Origin of the sequence: Microbispora cellulosiformans (assembly GCF_008728085.1) — a bacterium.
Lineage (GTDB): Bacteria > Actinomycetota > Actinomycetes > Streptosporangiales > Streptosporangiaceae > Microbispora > Microbispora amethystogenes.
Genome location: NZ_VYTZ01000045.1, coordinates 1 through 1,570 on the forward strand (window position 1 = coordinate 1; position 1,570 = coordinate 1,570).

The window sequence follows — 1,570 nt, forward strand, 5'->3', positions numbered from 1 at the left end:
CGGTGCCGCTGCCGTCGCTGGTGTCGCCGCTTTCGATGGTGTTTTCGGTGGTGGGGACGATGTAGGCGATCAGGCGCTTGTCGCCCGGGCGGTCCTCGCGGGCGACCACCACCGCTTGCGCCACCGACTCATGGCTCGCCAGGACGGCTTCGATCTCGCCGGGTTCGATGCGGAACCCGCGGATCTTCACCTGCTCATCGGCCCGGCCCGCGAAGACCAGCTGCCCGTCACCCCGCCAACGGGCCAGATCCCCCGTGCGGTACATCCGCTCCCCAGGGGTGAACGGGCAGGCCACGAACCGCTCGGCGGTCAGGTCCGGACGGCCCAGATACCCCCGCGCCAACCCCGAACCCGCGATGTACACCTCCCCCGCCACCCCGGCCGGGACCGGCTGAAGGAACTCATCCAGCACGAACACCCGCGTGTTGTCCCGCGGCCGCCCGATCGGCAACACCCCCGGAGCCGCCTCCCCCCGGCCCACCGTGAACGTCGTGGCGCACAACGTCGCCTCCGTCGGCCCGTACAAATGCCGGATCACCACATGCTCATTGGCGCCGCGCACCGCCGCCACCGCCCCGGCCGGGACCACATCCCCACCGGTCAGCACCTCATCCAGCCCCGCCAGCGCCCCCGGATCCTCCTCCGCCAGCACCCCGAACGCCCCCGCCGTCAGATGCACCGCACCCACCCCGGCCACCTCGCCCGACCCATCCGGCCCCGACCGCCCAGTCAGGCCGGCCAGGACCGAAGCGGTCACCACCCCCGGCGCGACCACCACCCGGCCACCGGCCGCCAACGGCACCCAGATCTCCAGCACCGACGCATCGAACGCATGCGGCGCATGCCACACGATCCCCCGCCGCACCGCCCCACCCCAACACGAATCGGCGACCAGCCCCGCCACCGACCCATGGGTGACCTCCACCCCCTTCGGCACACCCGTCGACCCCGAGGTGTACATCACATACACCACATCACCCGACAAGACCTCGACCCCCGGAACCCCGTCCGGCCCCTCCAACAGCACCTGAGCCGCCACCTCAACGACCGAGCCCATGAAGTGGCCGGTCCCGCCTCCGTACTCGGCGGGCTGGTCGGCGGTTCGCCAGGTCGCGCTGTCGTGACCGGATTCGCCGTAGTCGGTGGTGATGTCGCGGGTGGTGGTGTCGTGGTCGGTCACCACAAGCGTGGTGTGGCGGAGCACCGCCCGCTGCCGGGCGACAGGCCAGGACACATCCACCGGCACATACGCCGCCCCCGCCTTCACGATGCCCAAAAGCACCGCGATCACCGCAGCCGACCGCTCCATCACCACCCCGACCCGAACACCCCGGCCCACCCCCCGAGCCAGCAACCCACACGCCACCCGATCCGAAACCCGAGCCAACTCCGCGTAGGTCCACACCACCCCACCGTTAGGCAGCGCATCCGACACCGCCTCCGACACGGCCACCGCGTCCGGAGTCCGCCCTGCCTGCGCCCCGAACAGCTCCACCAGCGAACCCGCACCCACCACACGCGCCGTGTCGTTCCACTCCTCCACCACCACCCGCCGCTCGGCCTCGCCCAG

The 1,570-nt window shown here is 71.6% G+C and carries 1 protein-coding gene; it reads right to left on the bottom strand.

All coding sequences use genetic code 11. The annotated features are described in order from the left end of the window. Positions 1-1,570: amino acid adenylation domain-containing protein (locus F5972_RS36745; RefSeq protein WP_150940766.1), on the bottom strand; the 1,570-nt coding region annotated here is incomplete at both ends.